Annotated in this window: 22 protein-coding genes; 3 read left to right on the top strand and 19 right to left on the bottom strand. The window is 47.5% G+C overall.

The genetic code is table 11. From position 1 onward, the window contains the following. Positions 1-43: 43 nt before the first annotated feature. Positions 44-247, bottom strand: a complete 204-nt coding sequence (locus X794_RS05185; protein WP_011309631.1) for a hypothetical protein — start codon at positions 245-247, stop codon at positions 44-46. A 30-nt stretch (positions 248-277) separates the two neighbouring features. Next, positions 278-1,117, bottom strand: a complete 840-nt coding sequence (locus X794_RS05180) for an enoyl-ACP reductase FabI (RefSeq protein WP_011309630.1) — start codon at positions 1,115-1,117, stop codon at positions 278-280. 160 nt (positions 1,118-1,277) lie between these two features. Here X794_RS05180 and X794_RS05175 point away from each other — a divergent pair, with 160 nt between their 5' ends. Beyond that, positions 1,278-1,508, top strand: coding sequence for an Lrp/AsnC ligand binding domain-containing protein (locus tag X794_RS05175; RefSeq protein WP_011309629.1), 231 nt, complete (start codon positions 1,278-1,280; stop codon positions 1,506-1,508). Positions 1,509-1,600: 92 nt separating this feature from the next. Here X794_RS05175 and argS read toward each other — a convergent pair whose 3' ends face one another. The 8 genes from argS to X794_RS05135 form a co-directional block, all read right to left on the bottom strand. Beyond that, positions 1,601-3,271: an arginine--tRNA ligase gene (argS, locus tag X794_RS05170; RefSeq protein WP_034376327.1), complete on the bottom strand. Its 1,671-nt coding sequence runs from the start codon at positions 3,269-3,271 to the stop codon at positions 1,601-1,603. Positions 3,272-3,348: 77 nt separating this feature from the next. After that, positions 3,349-4,623 carry a deoxyguanosinetriphosphate triphosphohydrolase family protein gene (locus X794_RS05165; protein ID WP_011309627.1) on the bottom strand — a complete coding sequence of 425 codons (1,275 nt, stop codon included), beginning with the start codon at positions 4,621-4,623 and terminating at the stop codon, positions 3,349-3,351. 14 nt (positions 4,624-4,637) lie between these two features. Beyond that, a complete protein-coding gene (gene recG / locus X794_RS05160) occupies positions 4,638-7,094 on the bottom strand; it encodes an ATP-dependent DNA helicase RecG (RefSeq protein WP_034377000.1) in 2,457 nt (818 codons plus the stop codon). A gap of 126 nt (positions 7,095-7,220) precedes the next feature. Continuing rightward, positions 7,221-8,153 carry a DegV family protein gene (locus X794_RS05155; RefSeq protein WP_011309625.1) on the bottom strand — a complete coding sequence of 311 codons (933 nt, stop codon included), beginning with the start codon at positions 8,151-8,153 and terminating at the stop codon, positions 7,221-7,223. A 29-nt stretch (positions 8,154-8,182) separates the two neighbouring features. Further along, the gene (locus X794_RS05150) at positions 8,183-9,028 is read right to left on the bottom strand and encodes a DegV family protein (RefSeq protein WP_012034062.1); all 846 of its coding nucleotides are present in this window, start codon (positions 9,026-9,028) and stop codon (positions 8,183-8,185) included. A 24-nt stretch (positions 9,029-9,052) separates the two neighbouring features. After that, positions 9,053-9,895 (bottom strand): DegV family protein, encoded by an 843-nt coding sequence (locus X794_RS05145; protein ID WP_011309623.1) that lies wholly within the window; start codon positions 9,893-9,895, stop codon positions 9,053-9,055. A 16-nt stretch (positions 9,896-9,911) separates the two neighbouring features. Continuing rightward, positions 9,912-10,751 (bottom strand): DegV family protein, encoded by an 840-nt coding sequence (locus X794_RS05140; protein ID WP_012034060.1) that lies wholly within the window; start codon positions 10,749-10,751, stop codon positions 9,912-9,914. A gap of 9 nt (positions 10,752-10,760) precedes the next feature. Then, complete coding sequence (locus X794_RS05135) at positions 10,761-12,395, bottom strand: DAK2 domain-containing protein (protein ID WP_011309621.1); 1,635 nt, start codon at positions 12,393-12,395, stop codon at positions 10,761-10,763. Positions 12,396-12,523: 128 nt separating this feature from the next. Between X794_RS05135 and rpmB the strand changes: the two genes are divergently transcribed. Continuing rightward, positions 12,524-12,712 carry a 50S ribosomal protein L28 gene (gene rpmB / locus X794_RS05130; protein ID WP_011309620.1) on the top strand — a complete coding sequence of 63 codons (189 nt, stop codon included), beginning with the start codon at positions 12,524-12,526 and terminating at the stop codon, positions 12,710-12,712. Positions 12,713-12,721: 9 nt separating this feature from the next. On the opposite strand, the gene argH is transcribed toward rpmB, so the two are convergent. The 9 genes from argH to X794_RS05085 form a co-directional block, all read right to left on the bottom strand. Then, entirely contained in the window at positions 12,722-14,107 is a 1,386-nt protein-coding gene (gene argH / locus X794_RS05125; protein WP_034376332.1) for an argininosuccinate lyase, read from the bottom strand. Further along, a complete protein-coding gene (locus X794_RS05120; RefSeq protein WP_011309618.1) occupies positions 14,108-15,328 on the bottom strand; it encodes an argininosuccinate synthase in 1,221 nt (406 codons plus the stop codon). Positions 15,329-15,390: 62 nt separating this feature from the next. After that, the gene (locus X794_RS05115) at positions 15,391-16,281 is read right to left on the bottom strand and encodes a hypothetical protein (protein ID WP_034376335.1); all 891 of its coding nucleotides are present in this window, start codon (positions 16,279-16,281) and stop codon (positions 15,391-15,393) included. A gap of 6 nt (positions 16,282-16,287) precedes the next feature. Continuing rightward, positions 16,288-17,484, bottom strand: a complete 1,197-nt coding sequence (locus tag X794_RS05110) for an acetylornithine transaminase (protein ID WP_015407881.1) — start codon at positions 17,482-17,484, stop codon at positions 16,288-16,290. A 72-nt stretch (positions 17,485-17,556) separates the two neighbouring features. Beyond that, the gene (argB, locus tag X794_RS05105) at positions 17,557-18,375 is read right to left on the bottom strand and encodes an acetylglutamate kinase (protein WP_011929296.1); all 819 of its coding nucleotides are present in this window, start codon (positions 18,373-18,375) and stop codon (positions 17,557-17,559) included. Positions 18,376-18,381: 6 nt separating this feature from the next. After that, entirely contained in the window at positions 18,382-19,599 is a 1,218-nt protein-coding gene (gene argJ / locus X794_RS05100; protein WP_034376339.1) for a bifunctional glutamate N-acetyltransferase/amino-acid acetyltransferase ArgJ, read from the bottom strand. Between the two features lie 90 nt (positions 19,600-19,689). Continuing rightward, positions 19,690-20,766 (bottom strand): type IV pilus twitching motility protein PilT, encoded by a 1,077-nt coding sequence (locus X794_RS05095; RefSeq protein ID WP_011309613.1) that lies wholly within the window; start codon positions 20,764-20,766, stop codon positions 19,690-19,692. 224 nt (positions 20,767-20,990) lie between these two features. Next, on the bottom strand, positions 20,991-21,191 hold the full coding sequence (locus X794_RS05090; protein ID WP_011309612.1) for a hypothetical protein: 201 nt from the start codon (positions 21,189-21,191) through the stop codon (positions 20,991-20,993). A gap of 156 nt (positions 21,192-21,347) precedes the next feature. After that, positions 21,348-21,575: a hypothetical protein gene (locus X794_RS05085; protein WP_015407161.1), complete on the bottom strand. Its 228-nt coding sequence runs from the start codon at positions 21,573-21,575 to the stop codon at positions 21,348-21,350. Between the two features lie 122 nt (positions 21,576-21,697). Between X794_RS05085 and X794_RS05080 the strand changes: the two genes are divergently transcribed. Further along, a complete protein-coding gene (locus tag X794_RS05080) occupies positions 21,698-22,258 on the top strand; it encodes a flavodoxin family protein (RefSeq protein ID WP_034376344.1) in 561 nt (186 codons plus the stop codon). The last annotated feature ends 7 nt before the right edge of the window (positions 22,259-22,265 follow it).

Raw genomic sequence — 22,265 nt, 5'->3', positions numbered from 1 at the left:
GATTAAGGCTATATTACATGCAAGTTAAAAACCTGAAAGGGGATTATTTGGCACTCCGGTTTTTCAGGCGGAGCACCAAATGCCCTATAATCCCAATGGCAAAACCGGTTGGTGCTACTACCATTCCCAAAATCACCCAAAAAGTTTCATCAATCTCGAACAAACTGACCAGCAGGATATGGATAAAGAAACTGACCAGAAAAACTAAAACGGATATAAACATCAGGCGGCTGAAGTATTTGTCCATTAGGTGCTCTCTTTCAAAATGATAAAGCTATTATACACCGGCTTCAGGCTGGTTACGTTCCAGCAGCTTGAGCAGTTTTTCGGAGATGCCTGCACTGGAGAAGCCGCCGTCATGGTAAAGGTTTTGCATGGTTACCTTGCGGCTAAGGTCTGAAAGCAGGGTAATCACATAATCCGCACATTCCTCGCCGTTTGCATTTCCTAGGGGGGCAAGCAGATTGGCATATTCGTACATGGCGTCAAAGTTGCTTATCCCTGAACCGGCCGAAGTGCGGGTAGGTGACTGGGAAACAGTGTTTACTCGTATGCCGCGGTCTGCCAGACGGGAACCGAAATTTCGGGCAATTGCTTCCAGCAGGGCTTTGGCATCATTCATATCGTTGTACTGGGAAAAAACCCTTTGCGCCCCAATATATGTCAGAGCCAGTATACTGCCGTTGTCTTTGAGTACTCCTGCCTCAAGGGCATATCGGATTATTTTGTGGAGGGATATGGCCGAAATTTCAAGCCCTTTGTTATAAAAAATATAATTGGTTGATTCGTAAGGGATTTTCTTTCGGATATTGGCACTCATGCCCACCGAATGGACTATAAAATCTATTTCTCCCAGCGTGGTTTTCAGTTCGGAAAACAAGGCTTTAAGCTCATCGTCACTGGTGGCATCAGCTACCAGCAGGGGGGCTTGACCGCAAATCCGGGCCAGGTCGGTGGTATTGCCCATCTTAAGTGCGGTGGCCACATTGGAAATAGCCAACTCAGCTCCTTCGCGGTAGCAGGCCAAGGCTATTTTCCAGCCCAGACTTTGCTCATTTAGAGGGCCGAATATAATTCCCTTTTTACCCTTGAGCAACCCGTAAGACGTTTGAGTCATAATATCTCTCCGTCAAAATATTTTATAAATTTGTCACAAAAATAAAAAATGCACAAAAAGTGTGTTATATTATAGGGCATACAGACTACCTTATTCAAATATTAAGCGTATTCTTATTACAGTTCAAATATGTCTCTGAAAGAGATTCGAGGGGGTTTATATGTCTGCCAAAGCATTTGTCCTTATTGAAGCCGCTCCTGCTCAGGCCAAGAAAATAGCCGCCAGCCTGAGGAAAGTTTCCGGTATACATAGCATAGATGCGGTAACCGGGCCATACGATATTATTGCGGTAGTAGAGCAGGATACCCTTGCCGAAATGGGTGAGTTTATTACCTCCAAGATACAGGCGGTGGAGGGCATTACCCGCACAGTTACCTGTCTGGCTCTTTAAATTATTTTACGGTTAGTATTATACTCTCCAAAAGCAAAGGGCAGACTACTTTGAGTCTGCCCTTATTTTATCTCGAGGTGCGGGTTGGCTATCTACATGCTTTCGGGTGAGGTCATACCCATAAGGTGCAACGTTCTGGCAAGCACTATGCGGCTGGCGTCTACCAGTTTCAGGCGGGCACAGGTCAATTCGGCGTTATCCGAAATTACCCGGCAGTCTTTGTAAAACTGGTGGAAAGCATTTGCCAGTTCCTGAGCGTAATAGGTCAGGTGGTGGGGCTCAAGGGTACGGGACACTGTCTCCACAATCTCAGGTAGTTCGGCCATCTTGCGGATAAGCTCAAGTTCGGCTTCTTCCCCTAGTAAATCGGTATCACCGGTGCTGTAATCCAGTTGTTTTTCCGCTGCAAGGTGTAAAATACTGCAAATGCGGGCATGGGCGTACTGTACATAATATACCGGATTTTCAGCTGATTCTTTTTTAGCCAGTTCCAGATCAAAATCCATCTGGCTTTCAGTAGAGCGGGCAAGGAAGAAAAAGCGGCAGGCATCTGCTCCCACTTCCTCAATAACCTCACGCAGGCTTATTATTTCACCGGTGCGTTTGGAAAGCCGAACCAGTTCACCGCCCCGTTTTAAAGTAATCATCTGGAACAGCAGAGTAGTCAGACGTTCGGGGTTGATACCCAGAGCGCTTACCATAGCCTTCATGCGGGAAACATGCCCCTGATGATCTGCCCCCCAGATGTTTATAACCCGGTCAAACTTGCGTTCAATAAACTTGTTGTAGTGATAAGCAATGTCAGAAGCAAAATAGGTGGGCGTGCCGTCACTGCGGACAATCACATTGTCCTTGCTGTCTCCCAGCAGGGTGGAGCTGAACCAAGTGGCGTTGTCTCTTTCGGCAATATAGTTGTTGACGGACAGTATATCCATGGCGGTTTTGTATTGCCCGCCGCTATATAAAGACCTCTCTGAAAACCAGATATCAAAATCCACCTTCAAAGCTTTCAGGTCGTCACTTATAAGGCAAAGCATGCGCGCCATGCCTATTTCGCCCAGGTCATTTTGAGCAATGTCAGCCGGCATTTGCAGGTACTTATCCCCGTATTTTGTTACCATTTCGGCCGCCAAATCTACCATGTACTGGCCGTGATAACCATCCTGAGGAACAGCGGCATCTTTACCCAAAGCCTGCTGGTAACGGGCAAACAGGGTTCTTTTGAAAGCATCTATCTGGCTGCCGGCATCATTGATATAAAATTCTTCTTCAACGTAATATCCGGCGGCCTTGAGTATGTTTGAAAGAGTACTGCCCAGCACTGCTCCCCGCCCGTGCCCGATATGAATAGGTCCGGTGGGATTGGCACTGACGAACTCTATTTGAACACGGCTGCCGCCGCCCATATTTATATTGCCGTAGCTACCCGCTTCAGTCAGAATGGTCTTCACCAGACTGCACAGCCACTCTTTTGAAAAAGTGAAGTTTATAAAGCCGGGAGGGGCTACACTTACTTTAGAAATGCCGGAACCGGTTTCAATATAGCTTGCCAGTATTTGGGCTAACTCCATAGGGCGTTTCCCGGTAGCCTTGGCAAGCCGCAAAGGCAGGCTGGTGGCATAGTCACCGTAGTTGGTTTTTTGGGGGTGCTCTATGCTTATATCCACGCTTAGGGCCGGAATCTGCCCCTCCTGACGGGCTTTTTCCATAGCTTGGCTTAGAGACTCTATAATAATATTTTTGATAGCTAAGATACTGTTCAAAACTATACTCCGAGTATTTATTCTTCGGGTTTAAACCGGAACATAGATTATATCACAGAATGGGAAGATGATAATGGCTAGAGGGTTTTTTCATAGGCCTGAGTAAATATTTGGTATGTGTCCATGGCATACTTATCGGTCATTCCAGCGATGAAGTCTACTACTACTTGTGCTAATTCTGCAGTTTGATCTTTCGTCCTTTTTCCTTTATCGAATATGAACTCTGGGGGTAGTTTGCTTTGAGTGATTTTGGGTAAGGTCTTGGGGTTTGCCATATATTCTTCAAAAAGGGTTTTGATGATTCGTTCAGCTTTGCTTGCCATTATCTTTACTCTGTAATCCTGATAGACACTATTGAATAACACATCTTTCACTAAGCATATGATTTCGCTGTTCAGAGATTCGGGCAAGCATACAATAGGTTTTGAGTGATTGACCAGAGCATTTTTATCGTTGTTATCTAGAGAACTAAGATTATTGGTAGTTTCTTTCACTGTTTCCTGAACTAGATGATTGATTATTTCCCATGATAGCCATCTGTTTTTTGTTTTTTTCAAGGTTTCAGGATTATTAGGGAAAGATTGGTTGAACTTATTTTCACGTTTTGACAAGCGGGCATGAATTGCAGATGAGTAAAATTTAATACCTGCCTCGTTAAGTTTGGACTCAAAGTCGTTCCAGTTTATTAGACCGACGGCTAGTGCATCTTCTGAATCATGGGCGGCATATGCAATCATATCGGCTAGATTTACTATTTGAGCTTCTAGTATAGGTTGAGGATTAACAAAGAATTCTGCAACCTCGGTTGAAATGTCTTTTGTTATGGCAGTTTTTATTTTATTAGTTTCATCAAAGGGCGTTTGATGTCTTATGATGCCACTCAAGGTGGCTTTTGTGAGGTTGAAACCTTGGAAGGTACTATATTTTTGTTCTAACCTTGAAACCATGCGGTATGATTGAACATTATGTTCAAAATGTCGTCCGTGCTCCTCAAGTAATGTGTTCAGTATGCCTTCACCCGTATGCCCAAAAGGAGAGTGACCTATATCATGGGCTAGAGCAATGGCTTCACAAAGATTTTCATTCTCCTTTGGCAATTGTAAGTGAGTTGCAATTCCTCTGGCAATTTGGGCTACTTCAAGTGTATGCGTCATCCGTGTTCTGTATAAATCACCTTCATGTGTGGCATAAACCTGAGTTTTATATTGAAGACGGCGAAAAGCAGTTGAGTGTAATATCCGGTCTCTATCGTGATGAAAAGGGTCGCGTTTATCAGTGTCAGGCTGATTTTCTTCAGTAAAAAATCTACTTCCCAGAGGTCCATCTTTATCTATAAAGAATTTGTTTATCATTTAAACCTCTACCTTTAGCTCCATTCGCTCTTTTTAGGCCAGACACGCCTTACCTCTGCTTCCAGAGGGGCGTTTTCGGGCAAGCTAAGCTCCGGGTCTAACTCAAAAAGACGGGTGGCCTCTTTGCGTGCCTGTTCCAGCAGCCCCACGTCAGATATGCTGGCCATACGCAGCTTTGGCAGGCCGCTCTGGCGGGTGCCAAAAAATTCACCCGGCCCGCGTAGCCGCAGGTCTTCCTCAGCCAGCTTAAAGCCATCCTGGGTGCTTTCTATAATGGACAAACGTTCCTGCCCCAGTAGAGACGGATTTTCGGCCAGAAACATGCAGTAGCTCTGCTCAGTGCCTCTGCCCACCCGTCCCCGGAACTGATGTAGCTGGGAAAGGCCAAAGCGGTCGGCACTTTCCACCAGCATTACAGCGGCGTTTGGTATGTCTATCCCCACCTCTATCACCGGAGTGGAAACCAGTATGTCCATTTCGCCTTCGCTAAAGTGTCTCATTATGGTCTCTTTTTCAGAGGCATTCATGCGTCCGTGCAGCAGGGCTACTCTGGATTCGGGGAATACCTCTCTAGACAGGGTTTCGTATTCGGCGGTGGCGGCTTTGGCTTGGATAACTTCGGATTCCTCTACCAGCGGACAGATTATAAATGCTTGCCGTCCCTCCTGAATCTGTTTGCGGATAAAGGTATAAGCGCTGTTCCGCTGTTCCGGTTTTAACCAGCGGGTTTTTATGCTTTGGCGTCCGGGTGGCAGTTCGTCTATAACTGAAAGGTCAAGGTCTCCGTACAGGGTCAGAGCCAGAGTGCGGGGTATAGGAGTGGCGGTCATAATAAGTATATGGGGATTTAGGCCTTTACTCCGCAGGGCAGAGCGTTGTTCCACCCCGAAGCGGTGCTGTTCATCTATAACAGCCAGCCCCAGTGATTTGAAGCGGATTTCTTTCTGGATAAGGGCATGGGTGCCAATGGCTATATCAACTTCACCCTTTTTAATCTTTTCTTTTAAAATATCTTTCTGGCTGCCCTTCATATCGCTTATAAGTAAAGCTACCTTAAGCGGGCGGTCAAGCAGACCTTCAAAGGTATATATCCCGTCAAGAAGGGTACTTACACGGGCAATGGAGGCAAAAAGACGGGTGACACTTTTAAAATGCTGTTCGGCCAGTATTTCGGTAGGTGCCATAAAAGCTCCCTGAAGCCCGTTAGCGGCGGCGGTAAACAGGGAAATAACCGCCACTATAGTCTTTCCCGAACCCACTTCACCTTGAAGCAGGCGGGACATGGGCACGCCTTTGGAAATATCGGCTTTTATATCAGCCAGACACTTTGTCTGAGCATCAGTCAGTTTAAATGGCAGTTTAGACACAAAACGGTCTATATCCGGAATATTTACGTTTAAAGCCCGTCCTGCCTGTTCGTGCCAGCGTTTTTTCTTGGCCAGTACTCCCAACTGGAGGATAAACAGTTCATCAAAAGCCAGCCTGTTTCGGGCGGCATTTTTCAATTCTTCATCATCAGGGAAATGGGCCTGTCGGATAGCTTCTGAAAGTGGCAGCAAGCGGGTGCGTTTCAGGGTTTCAGCAGGCATAAAATCTGAAATATTTGGGGAAGAAATGTCTATAAAGTTTTTCATCAGGCGGCGCAGGCTTCGCTGGTGAAGCCCGGCAGTCAGGGGGTAGACAGGTACTAAACGTCCGGTATGGATAAGGTCAGCTTCGTCTGGTAGTTCTTCCCACTCTGGAGATTCAAATACAGGCCTGCCCTGAAATATAGAGACCCGTCCCGAAAGGACTACTCTGGCATTTGGTTTCAAATTACGTACCATATACGGGTTGTTAAACCAGACCGCCCGCATGTTGCCGGTATCATCTCCCAGTACCGCTTCGGTTGAGCGGCGTCCGCCCATGAAATTCACTTTGGACTGCCAGACATTGGCGATTATGGTCTGTTCCGGTCCTGCTTCCAGCTGGGATATCTTTTTCAAACGGCTGTAATCCAGATGGCGGTTTGGAAAATAGTAAAGCAAATCACGTACAGTGTTAACACCCAATTTGTGAAATTTGGGGGCGGTAGCGGCACTGATACCCTTTACCAGAGAGACGTCCCCGTCAAGGGCTGGCAGGCGGGTGTCTGCTTTGGGTTTGGCAGGTGTTTTGGAAGGAGACTTGGCTTTAGGTGCTTTTTGGGGTGCAGGTCTACCGATGGGCTGGTTTTCCAGTTTGGGCAGAAATGCCAGTATCGCATCCACCCATTCCCTGCGTTTGTCTTCAGTCATTTTGGCATAGTTGGGGTCAGATAGTTTCAGGTGGTGAAAATCAAGCAGGTCATCCGGGTTATTTATGCCGGTTACCGCTTCTTTCGCCCAGTGGGACAGAAAGTGGTCCAGCCCGCCCATAACGGCGGTATCGGCAAAACCTTTTTGAGCTTCCAGTTGAAGTATTTTTTTAAAGGCGCCGGTATCTACTCCCAAATTTATACTCCGCCTGTCGTTTTTTAAAAATGATAGACCATATACCTGCACTTGTCCACACTATTCCAGATTGTAAAAAGCCCTCCTTTTAAGTGGAGGGCTTGAAGTTCAGAATATTATAAAACACTAATGCAGGCTGGAAAAACCCAGCTTGGGCAGGTGGATGGAAGGCAGCTTAAATGACTTTCTATCTTCAGTTTCATCAGTAGCAGTGCCGATATTGCCCAGTTTTTCCTTAATAGCCACTACCAGCGTGCCGGGTCCGCCGTGAACACCCAAAGCAGGTCCAAGCTGTGAGACATGGATTTTACTCTGGTCTATAAAGTCAGCCAGTTTTTCTTTCAGGGTTTGGGCTTCCGCCAGGTCTACACTTTGGACTATCTGAACTGCCTCCACGTTACGGTTGGTTTTTACCAGTTCGGCCAGTTTCTCCAGTCCCTTATTACGGGTGCGGTGAATACTGGCAGGCCAGAGAGAGCCTTCCCTGAGGGTAATCATGGGGCGAATACTTAAAACCCCGCTGATAAGGTTGGATGCACTGCTGAGACGCCCGCTTCTTAGTACGTACTTAACGGTATCCAGTAGTGCCCATATGTGTACGTGAGGGATATTATTCCTGACAGTATCAATTATCTTCCCCGCGCTTTCACCCATTTTTGCCATTTCGGCTGCCTGTGTAGCCAGCAAGCCCAAAGCCCCGGATGTAGCCTTGGTATCTATCAGTTCTATATTGCTGCTGCTTTTTGCCAGTTCACGCCCCTGCACCGCCGAATTATAGGTGCCAGATAGTTTGGCGCTCATAATAAGGGAAACTATCTGGTCGGTTTCTTTTGAAAGGTTTTTGTAAACGCTGGCAAAGTCAGCCGGAGTGGGCTGGGAAGTGGTGAACTGCTCACCCGTCAGCATACGGTTGTAAATTTCGGTTTGGGTTATATCCAGCCCGTCCCGGTAGGTTTTATTGCCGGACATTACGTATACCGGTACTATTGTTATGCCCAGTTCTTTTATAGTTTCCGGAAGTAAATCCACGGTGCTGTCGGTAACTATTTTTACGCTCAAATATCCGTACCTCTGATCAAGTTATTTTATTAGGCGTCTGCCCAAGCTACCACGCATACAGCGTTAGGGCCGATAGATGTCCCGATTACCGGGCCTATCCGTGAACGGATTATCTTTTCCTTGGGGAAAATATTCCCCAAACGTTCTATTAAAGCCTCGGCGTCTTCAGGTGTATTGGCATGCTCAACCCCCAGATAGCGGATATTTTTGCGGCTGGCGGCATAGTTATAAAGATAATCCATGCCTGCCTGACGCGAACGCACTCTGGTTACAGGGCTGACCTCTCCGTCCTGAACGGTGATAATGGGCTTGAACGAAAGCATTGCTCCCAGCAAACTTTGGGCTTTGCCAATCCGTCCGCCTCTGGCCAGATATTTTAAAGTATCAAAGTACATAACCCCTGCCAAATAGTTATGGGGCTTTCGAAGTTCTTCCAGTATCTGGTCCAGATTTGCCCCTTCTTTGGCCATATCCGATGCCCTTATAGCCCTAAGTCCGTGCCCCAGCGTAGTCAGGTTGGTATCAAATACCTCTATGCGGCAGGTGGGGCTTTCCAGAGTTTTTTTGGTATAAAGTGCAGACTGGTAAGTGCCGCTGAGTTTTTGGGAAAGGGTAAGGATAAGTATCTGGTCGGTTTCTTCGGAAAGGCGGGTCACCAATTCTATTACATATCCGGGAAGGGGTTGGGTAGTGGTAGGGATATTCTCGTCTTGCGGCAGGCGGGTATAAAATTCTTCCGGGGTTATATCTATGCCGTCTTGAAAGTGTTCGTTTCCGAAGGACACTGTGAGCGGCATTATATGTACATTACCCATGGCTTTGGCCATCTGGGGTGTAATATCAGAGGTGCTGTCAATTACAATCTGGACATTCAAATTAAAGCCTCCAAAATCCTGTTATCAGCTTTTCCCGATTATGTTTATACACAGGGTATTCGGCCCTGTATATGTGCCTACTACCGGTCCTACCTGGGTTAGGTATATTTTTTCCGGCGGGAACAAGGGGGCAAGGCGCTCCTTTAGTTTTAAGGCATCAGTGGTAGAGGTGGCATAACCGATACCTACATATTCAAGGGTACTGTGTTGGGCGGCAAAGTTGTAAAGCTGGTCCATGCCGGCTTGCAGTGAGCGTACTCTGGTCAAAGGGGTAACCACCCCGTCACGTACTGTAAGTAAGGGTTTTACTGAAAGGAGTGAACCAATCATGCTTTGGGCGCGGCCAATCCTGCCGCCTTTGTGCAGGTAGGTCAGGGTATCAAAAAACATAACCGGCTGGGCATCAGGCAGGCTTTGGGTGATGGCTTCTTTTATCTCTCCCAAGGTTTTCCCGCTTTTGGCCAAATCATTGGCTTTTATAGCCAGTAACCCCAGTGCCAGGCTGACTGTCTGTGAATCTATTATTTCTATAGGACAGCTTATGTTTTCCAGCATGGTTACGGCACTTAAAGCAGACTGGTAGGTGCCGGAAAGTTTAGATGATATGTTAATAACCAGTATGCCATCAGCCTGTGGCATAAGTTTTTCATAGTTTTCTTTAAAGACAGCCGGTGACGGTTGAGTGGTATGGGGATAAATGCCGCTTAGTGAAAGACGGCGGTAAAATTCATCAGGCTTAAGGGTTACATTATCCAGAAAGTGTTCATTTCCAAAAGATACAGTCAGGGGAATTACCGTAATCCCCATATTTTTAGCCATTTCGGGCGGAATATCAGAAGTACTGTCGGTTATTATTTTCACTGCCATATTCAGCTCCTTAATATTATTTGTCTTCCAGAACGGTGACAGCTACCGCATTTGCCCCTGTATAAGTACCCACAACCGGTCCAATTCTTGACCTGAAGATTTGTTCTTTCGGGAGTATATTCCCCAGTCTCTCCACCAGTTCATCGGCATCTTCCGGGCTGGTGGCATGTTCTACCGCCAGGTATTTTATCTTCGGGTAAGAGTTGATAAACTTATAAAGGTAGTCCATGCCGGCTCTGCGGGAACGCACTTTGGAAAGCGGGCAGATAATGCCGTCTTCCATCTTCAGAATGGGTTTTATGGAAAGCATGGTGCCCACCAGACTTTGGGCTTTGCCCATCCGTCCGCCCTTGTGCAGGTAGGTTAGGGTATCAAAGTACATGATGGGGTGGCAGTCATCCAGTTTTTGGCTGATGGCTTGGCTAAGTTCCTTGAGGTTAAGGCCGGTTTTTGCCAGTTCGGCGGCATATATAGCCAGTAGCCCTGTCCCCATGATAACCCTTTGGGAATCTATCACTTCCACTTGGCAGCGGCCATGTATAATGGCAGCGGCATTTTTAGCGGATGAAAGGGTACCTGACAGTTTTGAGGAAACGGTAATAACCAGTATCTCATCTGTTTCTTCACACAACTTCTCAAAAGTTTCCAAAAATAATCCCGGTGAGGGTTGGGTAGTAGTGGGATATATATTTTGGGAAGTAAGGCGGGTAAAAAACTGTTCAGGTGTTATGCTGACACCATCTTTAAAGTGTTCATTGCCAAACGAAACCGTCAATGGTACTACGGTTATGCCCAGTTCAGCGGCCAGCTTCTGGCTTATATCCGAAGTGCTGTCGGTTACTATTTTGACCGTCATATTTTCCTTCTATTCAATAGAAACGGTGTAGTTATAATGAGGCTGTCCCCCATTCACCATTTCAACCTGAAGTGAGGGGTGCTTTTCTATAAGTTCTGTCTCCAGTATTTTGGCTTCTTCTTCGGTAGTATCCGCCCCGTAATAGACGGTTATGACCTCTGACTTGGAAAGATCCAGTTTGGATATTATTTCATCAAGAACAGCTTTGGGTTCATCACCTACGGCACAAAGCTCATCATCCAGCAGGCCGATAGCCTGTTTTTTCTTTATATTGAGACCGTTCAGTTTGGTAGAACGGACAGCTCTGGTTATCTCTATAGTTTTAACGCTCTCTTTGGCATCTTTCATCAGGTTGAAGTTGGTATCAAAATCTGCTTCATAGTCAAAAGCCAGCAAAGCTGCCACGCCCTGGGGTATGGTGATGCTGGGAATGACCTTTATCTTTTTCTTGGTCAGGTTTTCCACCTGAATAGCAGTCAGGATAATATTCTTATTGTTAGGCAGTATTATTACCTTGTCCGAAGGGGCGGCTTCCACTGCTTGTAGTATATCCTTGGTGGACGGGTTCATGGTCTGCCCGCCGGAAATAATGCTCTGGGCACCCAGACTTTTGAAAACTTCTTTCAGCCCGTCTCCGGCTACCACGGCCACAATGGCGGTATCCACCGAAGGCATGCGTTCTTTTTGCAGGGCTAAAAAGTCTTCGTGCTGTTCGTCCATATTGCGTACGCTGACCTTGTGCATGGTACCCAGCTCGCCCACATAGTTCATAACACTGCCGGGTTTCAGGGTATGTATATGTACCCTCACAGTAGTGGGGTCACCGACAACTATAAGCGAGACGCCTTTTTTCTTTAAGCGTTCGCGTATCTTGTCAATATCCATATTTTCGCCCTTGAGCAAAAACTCGGTACAATAGCCAAAGGCTTCTTCATCATCTACTACGTATTGTCCGGACAGGTTGCCGGTGGGGATATTGCCGGTAATAACCCGGGATTTGCGGAACTGCATGTCCTCAATCTCACCCCGCAGGAAATGGAGTGAACCCTCCAGAATAGTATAAAAACCCTGTCCGCCGGCGTCTACCACCCCGGCTTCACGCAGGGCAGGGAGCAGGCTGGGGGTATTGGCCACGGATTCACCGGCTGCGGTCATGCCTTTTTCCACCAGCTCACTTACGCTGGTAATACCGCTTTCAACCTCTTGCTGGCTGGCAGTGGCTACGTCTCTGAGTACGGTCAGGATAGTGCCTTCCACCGGATTATTCAGCCCCTGATAAGCGGTCTCCGAGGCCTGTTTCATGGCTACCGCCCAGTCAGATGCGCATATAGCCGTCTTATCCTTCAGGGCAATGGAAACACCCCGCCATATCTGGGAGAGTATGACGCCGCTGTTGCCGCGGGCGCCCATTAAAGAACCCTTGGCTATGGCCAAGGCTACGGTTGAGACGTCCGGCTCGTGGTATTTGTAGGTTTCTTCTACTGCAGAGCGCATGGTTAGTAACATATTTGTACCGGTATCCCCGTCAGGAACAGGAAATACGTTTAAAGCGTCAATATCTTGGGAGCTTTTTTCCAGCCAGTTTGTAGCAGCTGCCACCATATCTCTAAATTGGGCACCGCTGATGTTTCCGTTCTGTGTCATTTTTTCACCTTTGCTTATAGCAATTCTAAGTGGTCAAACTTGTAAAGGGCAAAGTGCTATGATATATTTACTAGTCGGATTTTATATGAATTTAGTGGTTCAGTCAAAGGAGTAAATCTTTTAAAACTATGAAATGTGAAATGTGTGGCAAGACCCCTTCGTTTGGGCATAATGTAAGCCATTCCAAGAGGCGCACTAACCGGATGTGGATGCCCAATATTCATTCCGCCAAGATTGCCGTTAATGGCACTGAAGTTCGCATGAAACTGTGCACCCGTTGTATCCGCACTCAGGCCAAGCTTGCTAAAACTGCCTAATACAGCCATTTAGTTTTTAACTCCAGCTTCAGCAAGTATTTTCTTAGCCCGGGCAATTGCCTGGGCTATTTGTTTTGGTGCAGTTCCGCCGGGCAGGTTGCGGGCATTTAGGGCTGACTTTATATCTACAGCATAAATATCTTTTTCAAACAGGTTTGAAAATTGGCGGTATTCCGCAAGGCTGAGCTCACCAAAGGTTTTATTTTGAGCGACAGCATAGCTCACCAGCCGTGCCACAATGCCGTGTGAGTTACGGAAACTTTCGCCTTTGCCCACCAGATAATCGGCAATATCAGTTGCCAGAACATAGCCCTTTTCCAAAGCCCGAAGCATACGTTCAGGCTTGAACTTGGCGGTTTTTATCATACCGGCAAATACCTCAAGGCTGTCCCCCAGAGTGTCCACACAGTCAAACAGGGGTTCTTTATCTTCCTGCAGGTCTCGGTTATAGGAAAGAGGCAACCCCTTCATGACGGTCAGCATGGTATTCAGAGAGCCGTATACCCGCCCGGTCTTGCCGCGGCAGAGTTCGGCCACGTCCGGATTTTTCTTTTGGGGCATAATGCTTGAGCCGGTGGTATAGGCGTCATCAAGCTCTACAAAGGCATATTCAGCCGAAGACCATATCACCATCTCTTCACTCAGTCTGGAGAGGTGCATCTGGCATATTGCGGCGTCTGAAAGGTATTCCAGTATAAAGTCCCGCTCTGAAACCGCATCCAGCGAGTTTTGACTGATAGCCGAAAAACCCAGTTCTTTGGCCACCATTTCGCGGTCAAGCGGGTAGGGTACACCTGCCAGAGCACCGCTGCCAAGCGGTATTACATCCGCCCGTTTTCGGGCATCTGTAAAACGCCCGCAGTCACGTTCCAGCATTTCAAAGTAAGCCAGCAGGTGGTGGGGAAGTAGCACCGGCTGGGCTATTTGCATATGGGTATAACCAGGCAGGGCAGTCTGCGGGTGTGCTTCCGCCTGTTCCAGCAAAGTTCCCTGAAGGGTGCGTATTTTATTAATAGTTTTATCACAGGCATTTTTGACAAAAAGGTGTACATCTGTTGCTACCTGATCGTTTCGGCTGCGGGCGGTGTGCAGTCTGCCGGCCGCTTCGCCAATAAGCTCAAAAAGACGCCCCTCTATGGCCATGTGGATATCTTCCATTTCGGGTTTAAATACGAAACTGCCTGTTTCTATTTCGGTGAGGATAGCATTTAGCCCGTTTATTATGGACTGGCTGTCTTCAGTCGAAATAATGCCCTGTTTTGAAAGCATGCGGGCATGGGCGGTTGAGCATTTTATATCTTCTTTGTATAAACGCCAGTCAAAGGGCAGAGAGGTGGTATATCTGACCACCAGTTCATCTGCCGGTTTTGAAAAGCGGCTTCGGATATGGCTCATTTAGGATTTATTCCCCTTTTCTTCTTCCAAAATAGGTTGAAGCTGGGCTTGCAGTTTGGCTTGAAGCCCCCACAGGGTTATAAAACCCACTGCCGAAGACGGGTCAAACTGGTCACCCTTATCGTAAGTGGCCATACCTTTGTGGTACAGGGAATAGGGGGATTTGCGTCCCACTACCCGGAAACTTCCCTTGGAGAGTTTCAGGCGGACTGTGCCGCTAACAAAACGCTGGCTGGAGTCTATAAAAGCGTCCAGATCCTGCCGCAGGGCAGAAAACCACAGACCGTTATAAATAATATCCGAATAGGTAGCTTCCACCATCTGCTTAAAGCGTAATTGGCTCTTGGAAAGGGTCATGGCCTCCAAAGCCTGATGGGCGGCAATAAGGACAACCGCGGCCGGGGCTTCGTAAATCTCGCGGGATTTTATGCCTACCAGACGGTTTTCCACGTGGTCAATACGGCCTACCCCGTGCAAACTGGCAATATCATGCACCTTCTGGATTAGCGCCAAAGGAGACAGTTTTTCTCCGTTTACAGCTACAGGCACACCCTGTTCAAACTCTACTTCCAGATATTCGGGCTCATCCGGGGTTTCTTCCACCGGTCGGGTCCAGGCAAATACCTCGGGAATAGGCTCGTTCCAAGGGTCTTCCAGCAGACCGCACTCTATACTCCGTCCCCACAGGTTTTCATCTATAGAGAAGGGGTTTTTAACCGAAATAGGTACGGGAATGCCCCATTTCTGGGCGTATTCCATGGTCTGCTCGCGGGTCATGCCCCACTGGCGGGCCGGAGCAATAATTTTCAAATGGGGGGCAAGGGTATTTATACCCACGTCAAAGCGTACCTGGTCATTGCCTTTGCCGGTACAACCGTGGGCAATGGCGGTAGCCCCTTCCTCAAGGGCTATATCTACCATAACCTTGGCAATAAGGGGGCGGGCAAGGGCGGTTGCCAGCGGATAGACGCCTTCGTACATGGAATTGGCTTTGATAGCTTTCCAGATATAATCCTCGGCAAATTCCTTGCGCACATCCCGTACATAGGCTTTTTTAGCGCCTACCTTCAGGGCTTTTTCCTTTATCAGGGTAAAATCTTTTTCATTACCCACGTCTATAGTAACGGCAATCACATCCATGCCGTATTTTTCCTGAAGCCATTTGACGGCGGCTGAGGTATCTAACCCGCCGGAGTATGCCAGCACAACTTTTTCAGACATAAGAACCTTCCTTAAACAATTGATTTATTATCTACTAACCTCTGGCTGAAGTCCAGTTATTTTTACGTTTTTAACTTATTTGTTAAAAAATTAGTTATCTGGTTTTTTACTTCTGCATGTTCCCATGAATATTCATGTCCCGGAGCGCCTATATACAGAAGCACATTGCCCGGGCTTTTAGGCGAACGCCCGAAGAGTGCCATGAAATTGGCGGAAAGTATGGTTTTGATATCCCCGTAGCTAAACGAATCCGGTACCAGTCCATTGCTTCGCAGAAGTAGCCGCCTTTCATGGTCAAACCCCTTGTGCCAGACAGGCGGTCCGGTTTCAATGCTGACTACGCTGGGGTTATCCTTAAGGAACAGCAAGGTATTATTAGCTGAAACACTGCCGTTACTTTCACTACCCAGCACTATTTTCAGGTTGGGCAGGTATTTCAGCAGGAAAATCAATTTGGAAGAAAGCTCCCTGGCCTTGCTGACGGAATGGCTGCTGGAGGCCAGCACTTCGCTGAATTTCCCGGTCAGGCTGTGGGCGGTACGCTGGTAATCCAGCACCAGTGTCCTAAGCCCCCAGCTTTTGGTGAGCCCACTTATGCCCGTCGTAATGCTTTCCCAGCCTTTGGAGGCAGAAATTCGGGCATAACCGAAGCCGCCGGGGTTAAAAAGAAGCAGTAAATCAATATTTTTGATGGTCAGATAGGCCGCAAGCAGATTTTTTTGATATTCAGACTGTTTGGCAGGGTTATCAGGGAAAAACTGGACAGCCAGTTTAGCCGCTTCGTTGCATATATTTTCAGGCACTTCAGACAGGTCATCTTTATCCAGCTTTTCACCTGAACTGTTTCGGAATATACCCGGAACGGGTAAAGGATCAGCCAGCAAAAGCACGCAAGCTCCTACTGCCAGCAGGATAACAATACCCAAAATAATCTTCAGTATGCCCCAGTCCATCAGCCTTTAGACCCCGGCACTTTCAGAATGGGTGAGAACATTGTCCAGTTTGGATAGGGCCTCATCTATATCTGCTTCAGTAATATTCAGCGAAGGCATAAACCGCAGGGCATTGGGCTTAACCGCATTCAGCAGCAGCCCTTCGCTCAGGCAGTTTGATACCAGCTCTTTGGCAATATCGGCTTTGAAATCCAGTGCCATCAGCAGCCCGCAACCGCGATAGCCTTGTATAATACTGTGCTTAGCCTTTAGTTTTTCCAGCCCTTTTATCAGGTATTTGCCCATGGCAGCGGCGTGTTCGGAGATATGGTTATCCAGAATAAATTTCATAGTGGCATAGCCGGCAGCACAGGCCAATGGGTTACCCCCGAAGGTAGAACCGTGTTCGCCTTTGGCAAAGACCGAGGCGCTTTCTTTGGCCATAAATGCCCCGATGGGTACGCCTGAAGCCAGCCCTTTGGCCAGAGTGATAATATCCGGCTCAATGCCGAAATGTTCATAAGCAAAAAGTTTGCCGGTACGGCCGATACCGGTTTGAATTTCATCCAGTATCAAAAGTATGCCGGCTTCGTCACAGATTTTGCGTACTTCTTTGAGATATCCTGCATCAGGTACGTTAACTCCGCTTTCACCCTGTATGGGTTCTAGCATAACGGCACAGGTCTTGTCTGTGATAGCCACTTTTATAGCTTTAGGGTTATTGTATTCCACGTTTATAAATCCGGTTGGCAGGGGAGTATAGGGCTCCTGGTATTTGCTCTGGCCGGATGCCGAGACCATAGCCAGAGTCCGCCCGTGGAAAGAGCCGGTGGCGGTAATAACCTCGTAAGCCCCTTTCAGTTTCAGCTTGCCGTAGCGGCGAGCCAGTTTGACTGCTCCTTCACTAGCTTCAGTTCCGCTATTGCAAAAGAAAATACGGTCTAGACAGCTGTTATCAATCAGCAGTTTGGCCAGATTAAGCTGGGGAATGGTGTAAAAATTATTGGAAGTCTGTATAAGGGTGCCAGCCTGCTCAGTAACAGCCTTGACCACCGCCGGATGGCAGTGCCCCAGACTGTTTACCGCCCAGCCTGCCACAAAATCCAGATATTCTTTGCCTTTATCGTCCCAGACTTTTGCACCCTGCCCCTTCACAATAGTGATAGGCGCGCGGTAGAAAGTCTGCATGTAGTACTTATGTTCAAGCTCTTGCCAGTTATCCATTTTAACCTCTTTTATTAAAGTATTATCGCCTTCTTTTGGGAGGCAACTTGCCGGGTTAACAGGTTACTATGTCTAACTGCGCCTGAGATGCTGGCCGGTTACTGTAGTACCGCAATTGCCCTCGGTAAGTTCACGTATCAGCATATGGGGTTTTCTGCCGTCTATAATACAGGCAGAGGAACCTGCCAGTGTAGCCTTAAGGCAGGAACGGAGTTTGGGTATCATACCTCCCGAAGCTGTACCTGAAGCCAACAGTTCGGCGGCATGGTCTGCGCTTATTTCACCCAGTGCTTCGCCATTCTTGCCCTTTACGGCAGGAACATCTGTCAAAAATACAAGCCGTTCAGCTTGGAGTGCGGAGGCAATTTCTCCGGCTACCGGGTCGCCGTTTATATTCAACAGGCGGCGGCTTCCGGAGGGGCGGTTTGTTTGGTGAAAACTGACCGGTGAGATTACCGGGGTTATATTCGCATCCAGCAGAGCGGTGATAAGTTCGGTGTTTACCTGTACCACATCTCCCAGATAGCCGGTTTCGGTTGCCCGTATTTGTCCGGTTATGGTAGCGCTGTCTACCCCAGAGATGCCGGCGGCTTTTATGCCCATATCCAGCAGAGCGGCTACGATTTCCTTGTTTACCAGCCCGGCCAGAATGGCGGCTACCACGTCCAGAGTAGCGTCATCTGTTACCCGTTCGCCGTTAACAAGGCGTGTTTCCAATCCCAGCTTGGCAGACCAAGCGCTTACCGTGCTGGCACCGCCATGAATTAGCACCGGTTTTAATCCCAGCTGTTTCAGGGTGGCAATATCTTTCAGGGAGGTGTCCTTTGAGTCAAGGACTGAACCCCCCAGCTTTATAACAACTATATGGTTACTTGATTGGGTCATTTCCATCTCGGTTTAAGTAGTGTAGTCTGCATTTATTTTTACATATTCGGCTGAAAGGTCACAGCCCCAAGCAGCAGCTTTACCCTGACCAAGGTTAAGGTTAAGCTTTATAATAACCTCTACCTGTCTAAGCCACGAAGAAAGTTCCTTTTCGTCCACGCCTGTGCGTGCACCCTTAAGGAGTACCGGGCTTTCCCCAAGGTACAGGTCTACCATGTCTATATCAAAATCAGCCCCGGCCCGTCCGGCAGCTGCCAGTATCCGTCCCCAGTTGGGATCTGCCCCGTGGACGGCAGTTTTTACCAGGGGTGAGCCGGCTATTACGCGGGCAATCAGTCTGGCATCTTCCAGATTGGCTGCGCCCTCCACCTGTATTTCAATCAGCCGTTTGGCGCCTTCGCCGTCTCTGGCAATGCTTTTAGCCAGATTTTGGCAGACAATGGTAAGTGCCTGCTGGAATACCAGTGAATATTCAGTATCTCCGGCAAAGGTGGGGTTTTCCGCTTGCCCGTTGGAGAGCATAAAAAGGCTGTCATTGGTAGATGTGTCACCATCTACAGTTATCATATTGAAGCTGACGTCAGCCGCTTCTTTAAGGGCAAACTGCAAAAACTCTTTGCTTACAGATGCGTCTGTAGTTATAAAACCCAGCATAGTAGCCATATTAGGGTGAATCATGCCTGCCCCTTTGGCAGCGCCGGCTATATAAAACTGGAAACCCTCTATATTTACCTGTACCGCAATCTCTTTACTGCGGGTGTCGGTGGTCATAATAGCCCGGGCAAATTCATGCCCGTTGCGTTGGGAAAGACCTATCAGGCGGACATTTTCCTTTATTTTATCTATAGGCAGGCGGTGTCCGATAACCCCGGTAGAAGCTATCAGTACGTCTTTGGGTTGCATATTCAGGCTTTCAGCTGTGGCTTTCACCATTTCAATGGCATCTGCCATGCCGGCTTCGCCTGTGCCCGCGTTGGCACAACCGCTGTTGACTACAATGGCCCGGTTATCGGTGAAGCCCAGATTGTGTTCTGAAATATACACCGGGGCAGCCCGGAATTTATTGGTGGTAAATATGCCTGCGGCAATGCAGGGTGTGTCTGAATATAAGATAGCCAGATCCAAATTGTTCTTGGATTTTTTCTTGATACCGGCATAAATCGCACCGGCTTTAAAACCTTTGGGTGTGGTAATGCTGCCATCAGGCAAAATATCTATACTGCTTTTCATAGCATTAGAATATACCACTTCCCAACCCAGAGGGCAATTTGAAAAGGCGGTTATATAAGGTGGAATTTACATCCAGATAGAGCTTTATTTTCAGGCCCCGTGACCTAGATTGGACAAAGATTTGCGCAATCTTTCCGGATTACTGCTTTTTAATACAGCGTTTTCTACACTTATGATTCCTTCTTTGGCCAGACGGGTCAGTTCATTATCCAGCGTTTGCATGCCATCGTTTTTACCCAGTTGCATCACTGTCAGCAGTTCAAAAGTTTTACCCTCGCGGATAAGGTTGCGGGCGGCATTGTTGGCAATCAGTATTTCAAAGGCGGCCACCCGGCCTTTGTTATCCATGCGGGGGATAAGTGTCTGGGAGATAATGGCTTCCAATACTTGGGAAAGCTGGAGGCGAATTTGTTGCTGTTGGGAAGGGGGGAACATATCTATCAAACGGTCTACTGTTTGGGGGGCGTCGGTGGTGTGGAGTGTGCCTATTACCAAATGGCCTGTTTCGGCGGCGGCAATAGCGGTGGATATGGTTTCCAGATCTCTCATTTCGCCAATTACAATTACATTCGGGTCATGGCGGAGGGCGTGTTTCAAAGCTATAGCAAAAGAACGGGTGTCTCCCCCAAGTTCACGCTGGGATATAATGCACTCGTTATCATGGAAAAGATACTCTATGGGGTCTTCAATAGTAATCACATTGGATCTGCGGCAGTTGTTCAGGTGTTCTATCATGGCAGCCTGAGTTGTAGATTTGCCGCTACCGGTAGGGCCGGTAACCAGCAATAGCCCTCTGGGGCGGATAATCAGGCTTTTCAGAATGGGGGGCAGGTTAAGTTCGTCTACATTGCGGATAACAAAGGGTACCACCCTGAAGGCCAGACTTAGACTGCCTCTCTGGCGGAGTACATTTACCCTGAAGCGGGCCAGATTGGTGACGGAGTAAACAAAATCCAGTTCATTATCAGATGCAAATACCTCTTGCTGGTGAGGGGTGGTGATGGACTTGAAAATTTGTTCGGCATCTTCCGGGGTAATCGGCGGGTATTGGGGTTGGCGTATCAGGTCTCCGTTTATCCGCAGGACAGGTGAGGTGGGGGCCTTGATATGCAAATCTGAAGCATCTTTGTCCACTACCAGTTTCAGAAGTTCATATATCTCTATCAAGATTACACCTCCCCAATATGCAGATAAACATCACTCAGATATATAACAGATAAACAACTCATTGTATGTATAATAGCCTATAATAAACATATGTCAATAGAAGTTATTTTGAAACGGGCTTTTAGGCAGGTGCAGAGGCGAAAATACAAAGTTACCTATCCCAAGATAAGGCAACACTGAACTTGGGCTAATTACCCCGTTTAGGGCGGGTATTTATTAGACGGTTAATCATGGTTACGGGTCTGGACAGCTTTGCGGATGTTCAAAATTTCCTCCCGGACCGGGGAATCCAGCCATGCCTGAGAAAGGCTGTTGCGTTGTCCGGTTAGCCACAGGTACAGGTCATCTCTGGCCATAGTGCGGCTGCACCAGAGGCATTTATAAACCCCGCTCTCCTGTTTTACCCATTCATGGGTGTGTCCCATAACGGTCTCCTTGCAAGACAGGATTGTATAAATATATTTTATTTTATATCCTGCGGGATTGCTATTAGTGCTAATACGTAATTTAGGGAAAACATGGGGAGAATATAGTATTTGCAGGTTTGGCATTCAGTATCAAACAGGGCAGACTATTCCGGTTCAGTCCTGTTTAAAACAGCTATGGCAATAAATGCGGATATTTTCAGCTGTATCAGCCGCTACTCCGGTCAGGTAAACTACCTTCCAGCCGTCAATGCGGGGTTTATCCTTGTTTTCGTAAATTAGCTTGCGGTTACAACGTATATAAGTGTGGGCATGAGATTGGTCTTTGCACTCGCATTTGCCGCCGCACCTTTGCCACGCTTGTTCAACTACATTGCTATACATATTCACCTCGTAAACTACCAGCCCTATAATAATCAGCCGAAGCAAAATATTTGTCAAGATGTATAGTTGGTTTATAAAGTATAAGGTATCATGATATATATCATTTATAAAAGGGGTTTACTATGAAGGTTTTGGCCATAATGGGCAGCCCGCGTTCTCAGGGGAATACCGCGTTTTTGCTGGATGAGATTCTTTCCGAACTGGAGAAAGAGGGCATTGAGACCCGTAAGATAGATATTGCTCAGGCAAGTATAAAGCCCTGTCTGGGGCATGATAACTGTGCCCAATATAAAAAATGCCCTCAGAATGATGATATGGATGCCATTTTTAAAGAGATGAGTGAAGCCGATGGCTTTATTGTGGCTACCCCTGTCTACTATTACAATGTAACTGCTCAGCTGAAAGCTTTTATAGATCGGCATTATTTTCTTTACAAACATGATGTATCACTGGAGTTTAAAGCTGTGGGGGTTGTTATACTGGCAGAGGAGCAGGGGCTGGATGATACCCTGAACACTCTGGTACAGTACTTGGATAGCAGTTTCAAAATCAAAGCTGATGAATTGGTGGTTTTGACCGGCTATGCCGCCCGTGAGGGAGATGCAAAAACCAACACTGAACTAATCAACCTTGCCCGCAATATGGGGCAAACGCTGGCGTCTTCGCTGAAAGAAAATTCCTGACAGGTTG

Source organism: Dehalococcoides mccartyi CG5, assembly GCF_000830885.1.
Taxonomy (GTDB): Bacteria; Chloroflexota; Dehalococcoidia; order Dehalococcoidales; family Dehalococcoidaceae; genus Dehalococcoides; species Dehalococcoides mccartyi_B.
Note: the sequence above shows the minus strand (reverse complement) of the source record. Positions and strands in the feature narration are given on the sequence as shown.

Bases quoted from the DNA above. Each gene is read 5' to 3' on its own strand.
- X794_RS05135 (WP_011309621.1), bottom strand. From the start codon at position 12,395: ATGACACAGAACGGAAACATCAGCGGTGCCCAATTTAGAGATATGGTG.
- X794_RS05140 (WP_012034060.1), bottom strand. From the start codon at position 10,751: ATGACGGTCAAAATAGTAACCGACAGCACTTCGGATATAAGCCAGAAG.
- argJ (WP_034376339.1), bottom strand. From the start codon at position 19,599: ATGAAAAGCAGTATAGATATTTTGCCTGATGGCAGCATTACCACACCC.
- X794_RS05145 (WP_011309623.1), bottom strand. From the start codon at position 9,895: ATGGCAGTGAAAATAATAACCGACAGTACTTCTGATATTCCGCCCGAA.
- rpmB (WP_011309620.1), top strand. From the start codon at position 12,524: ATGAAATGTGAAATGTGTGGCAAGACCCCTTCGTTTGGGCATAATGTA.
- X794_RS05185 (WP_011309631.1), bottom strand. From the start codon at position 247: ATGGACAAATACTTCAGCCGCCTGATGTTTATATCCGTTTTAGTTTTT.
- X794_RS05175 (WP_011309629.1), top strand. From the start codon at position 1,278: ATGTCTGCCAAAGCATTTGTCCTTATTGAAGCCGCTCCTGCTCAGGCC.
- X794_RS05180 (WP_011309630.1), bottom strand. From the start codon at position 1,117: ATGACTCAAACGTCTTACGGGTTGCTCAAGGGTAAAAAGGGAATTATA.
- argB (WP_011929296.1), bottom strand. From the start codon at position 18,375: ATGGAAATGACCCAATCAAGTAACCATATAGTTGTTATAAAGCTGGGG.
- X794_RS05090 (WP_011309612.1), bottom strand. From the start codon at position 21,191: ATGGGACACACCCATGAATGGGTAAAACAGGAGAGCGGGGTTTATAAA.
- X794_RS05165 (WP_011309627.1), bottom strand. From the start codon at position 4,623: ATGATAAACAAATTCTTTATAGATAAAGATGGACCTCTGGGAAGTAGA.
- X794_RS05110 (WP_015407881.1), bottom strand. From the start codon at position 17,484: ATGGATAACTGGCAAGAGCTTGAACATAAGTACTACATGCAGACTTTC.
- argH (WP_034376332.1), bottom strand. From the start codon at position 14,107: ATGAGCCATATCCGAAGCCGCTTTTCAAAACCGGCAGATGAACTGGTG.
- X794_RS05080 (WP_034376344.1), top strand. From the start codon at position 21,698: ATGAAGGTTTTGGCCATAATGGGCAGCCCGCGTTCTCAGGGGAATACC.
- X794_RS05115 (WP_034376335.1), bottom strand. From the start codon at position 16,281: ATGGACTGGGGCATACTGAAGATTATTTTGGGTATTGTTATCCTGCTG.
- X794_RS05085 (WP_015407161.1), bottom strand. From the start codon at position 21,575: ATGTATAGCAATGTAGTTGAACAAGCGTGGCAAAGGTGCGGCGGCAAA.
- X794_RS05120 (WP_011309618.1), bottom strand. From the start codon at position 15,328: ATGTCTGAAAAAGTTGTGCTGGCATACTCCGGCGGGTTAGATACCTCA.